This is a genomic window from Sphingomonas sp. AOB5, from assembly GCF_029433115.1.
Lineage (GTDB): Bacteria > Pseudomonadota > Alphaproteobacteria > Sphingomonadales > Sphingomonadaceae > Sphingomonas.
The window spans coordinates 1-2895 of record NZ_JARNTV010000123.1; the positions used below are offsets into that span (position 1 = coordinate 1).

Below are 2895 nucleotides of genomic sequence, written 5' to 3' on the forward strand. Positions count from 1 at the left end.
GAGGCTGTCGTGGTCCGTTTTGCCGGGGATTCCGGCGATGGGATGCAGTTGACGGGCGGGCAGTTCACCTTGTCGACAGCGTTGGCGGGCAACGACCTTGCGACCTTCCCGGATTTTCCGGCCGAGATCCGCGCGCCGCAAGGGACGTTGTTCGGTGTGTCGGCGTTCCAGATCAACTTCGGTTCGACCCAGATCGACACCGCGGGCGACCAGCCGGACGTGCTGGTGGCGATGAACCCGGCGGCGCTAAAGACCAATGTCGAGGCGCTGAAGCCCGGCGGTCTGATCATCGCGGACGAAGGCGAGTTCGGGCAGCGTAATCTCGACAAGGCCAAATACGCCAGCAACCCGCTCGAGGATGAGTCGCTGAGCAAGTGGCAGGTGCTCAAGCTCGATATCTCGGCGCTGACCGTGGAAGCGGTGAAGCCGTTCGGGTTGGGCAACAAGGAAGCGCTGCGCTGCAAGAACATGTGGACCTTGGGTCTGGCGCTGTGGATGTTCGACCGCGACCGTGCGCCGCTGGTGGAGTGGCTCAAGGCCAAGTTCGCCAAGGCGCCGAACCTTGCCGAAGCCAATATCGCGGCGCTGAACGCGGGGCACGCCTATGGCGAGACCGCCGAGCTTGGCGCGCTGGGGATCTCTCAGCGTAACGTGTCGGCGGCACCGTCCGAGCCGGGCCTGTACCGCACCGTGACCGGCGCGGACTCGATCTCGCTGGGGCTGGTGGCGGGCGCACAGCTGGCCGAACTGCCGATGTTCTTCGGCGGCTATCCGATCACCCCGGCCTCGGCGATCCTGCACGCGCTGTCCCGGTTCAAGGAATATGGCGTCACGACGTTCCAGGCCGAGGACGAGATCGCTGCGATCGCCTCGGCGCTGGGCGCTTCCTATGCGGGATCGCTGGGGGTGACCTCGTCCTCGGGTCCGGGCATCGCGCTCAAGGGCGAGGCGATGGGCCTGGCGATCATGACCGAGCTGCCGCTGATCATCGTCAACTCGCAGCGCGGCGGTCCTTCGACGGGCCTGCCGACCAAGACCGAGCAGTCCGATCTCTATCAGGCCGTCTATGGCCGCAACGGCGACGCGCCGATGCCGGTGATCGCGTCGCGCTCGGCCGCCGACTGCTTCGACGTCGCGATCGAGGCGGTGCGGATCGCCACGCAGTACATGACCCCGGTGATGATCCTGACCGACGGCTATATCGCCAATGCCGCCGAGCCGTGGAAGGTGCCGGACATGAGCACCTACAAGCCGTTCCCGGTGAAGCATCACACCGAGCTTCCGGCCGAGGGGAGCAAGTTCCTGCCCTATGCGCGCGACGAGAAGCTCAAGCGCCCGTGGGTGAAGCCCGGCACGCCCGGACTGCTCCACCGCATCGGCGGGATCGAGAAGGCGGTGGATACCGGCAACCTCGATTACTCGCCGGCCAACCATCAGGCGATGACCGATATCCGCCGCGACAAGGTGGCCAATATCGATATCCCCGATCAGCTGGTCGAGCAGGGTCAGGCCGGCGGCAAGCTGGTCGTGGTCGGCTGGGGATCGACCTATGGCCCGATCACCACCGCGGTGCGCCGTGCGCGGGCGAAGGGCGTGGACGTGAGCCATATCCATATCCGCCATATCTGGCCGATGCCGAAGAACCTTGGCGACCTGCTGCGGAGCTATGAGCATATCCTGGTGCCCGAGATGAACACCGGTCAGCTCAAGACCGTGCTGCGCGACCAGTTCCTGGTGAACGCCGTGCCGCTCAACAAGGTGTCGGGCCAGCCCTTCACCATCGCCGAGATCGAAGGCGCGATCACGCGTCACCTCAACAGCGACAAGCCCGAAGAGCTTGGTCCCGACCATACCCAGCTGCCCAGCACCGAGGCTGTGAACCCATGAACGAGATCACCACCATCCGCCCGTCGACGCCCAAGGACTGGGAGACCGATCAGGAGGTCCGCTGGTGCCCGGGTTGCGGCGACTATGCGATCCTGAAGGCGGTGCAGCGCACCATGCCCGAGATCGGCGGGACGCCGGAGAACACCGTGTTCGTCAGCGGCATCGGCTGCTCGAGCCGGTTCCCTTATTATATGGAGACCTATGGGTTCCACACGATCCATGGCCGTGCGCCGGCGGTGGCGACGGGGGTCAAGCTCGCCAACCCCGAGCTCGACGTGTGGATCATCACCGGCGACGGCGACGGCCTGTCGATCGGTGGTAACCACACGATGCACCTGCTGCGGCGGAACCTGAACTGCCAGGTGCTGCTGTTCAACAACGAGATCTATGGCCTGACCAAAGGCCAATACTCGCCGACCAGCCGGGAAGGCACGCGCAGCCCCTCGACCCCGTTCGGGTCGGTCGATCATCCGGCCAAGCCGTGCGCGTTCGCGCTTGGCAGCGGCGGGCGGTTCATCGCGCGCGGGATCGACGTGCACAAGAACCTGCCGGGCGTGCTGAAGGCGGCGCACAAGCATCAGGGCGCGGCGTTCGTGGAGATCTTCCAGAACTGCATCGTCTACAATGACGATGTGTTCGAGCCGTTCACGGCCAAGCCCAACGCGCAGGCGAACCAGATGTGGTGCGTCGATGGCGAGCCGCTGCTGTTCGCGGGCGGCACGCGCGGCCTGTCGCTCGATGTCGAGAAGCTGACGCTCAAGGTGGTCGATGTGGTCGATGGCGACTGGCAGGCGGCTGGCGTGATCGTCCACAACGTCACCAATCGCGCCGTGGCGCACATGCTGGTCGAGATGCCGTTCGGGCCGTTCCCGATGGCACTCGGCGTCCTCTACGACGACCCCGCGCCCACGTTCGAAAGCGCAATCGTCGCGCAGAACAAGGCCGCAAGCGACGGCAAGACGCCCGACCTCCAAAAGCTCGTCGCCAAGGGACAAACCTGGTTGGTGG

The 2895-nt window shown here is 65.5% G+C and carries 2 protein-coding genes; both read left to right on the forward strand.

The genetic code is table 11. From position 1 onward, the window contains the following. Positions 1 to 1887, forward strand: a 1887-nt coding sequence (locus P1X14_RS21880; RefSeq protein ID WP_277317541.1) for a 2-oxoacid:acceptor oxidoreductase subunit alpha, incomplete at its 5' end; no start/stop codon positions are given. Continuing rightward, the coding region (locus P1X14_RS21885) for a 2-oxoacid:ferredoxin oxidoreductase subunit beta (RefSeq protein WP_277317542.1) at positions 1884 to 2895 on the forward strand (1012 nt) is incomplete at its 3' end. The genes P1X14_RS21880 and P1X14_RS21885, both read left to right, overlap by 4 nt.